This window comes from Hansschlegelia zhihuaiae (genome assembly GCF_004103825.1).
Taxonomy (GTDB): Bacteria; Pseudomonadota; Alphaproteobacteria; order Rhizobiales; family Methylopilaceae; genus Methylopila; species Methylopila zhihuaiae.
In genome coordinates, this window is record NZ_RYFI01000011.1 from 116,562 (window position 1) to 117,004 (window position 443).

The window sequence follows — 443 nt, forward strand, 5'->3', positions numbered from 1 at the left end:
CATGTCGATCACGAGCGCGCCCGGCGGAAGAGCCGTGGCCGCGCCTTGGCTGAACAACACGTCGGTCACGGCGTCGCCGTTCTCCAGCATGGTGATGGCGACGGCGGCGTCCTTCACCGCCTCGGCGGCCGTGTCCGCGATCCGCGCGCCGTCGGGGCTAAGCGCCTCGGCCTTGGCGCCGCTGCGGTTCCAGGCCACGACGTCGAAGCCGGCGCCGAGCAGGCGTCTGGCCATCGGCGCGCCCATCAGCCCGGTCCCGAGCACGGCCACTGTGGCGGGTCGTTCGGTCATGTGCGGAGCTCCGGAAGGGATCGGGTCGACGGGCCGCGCATTTCGCCCGGCGGCCGCCGTCTCGGCAAGCGTCTCTTCGCAGCCGATCGGCCGGCCGCGCGCGTCGCCCCCTCCACCGCTTCGCGGTCCCCCTCCCCCGCTGACGCGGGGGA

1 protein-coding gene is annotated in these 443 nt (G+C 74.5%); it reads right to left on the reverse strand.

Annotated features, from left to right (window positions below):
• Window positions 1-291, reverse strand: a 291-nt coding sequence (locus tag EK403_RS23185) for an NAD(P)-binding domain-containing protein (RefSeq protein ID WP_245479677.1), incomplete at its 3' end; no start/stop codon positions are given.
• Between the last annotated feature and the right edge of the window lie 152 nt (window positions 292-443).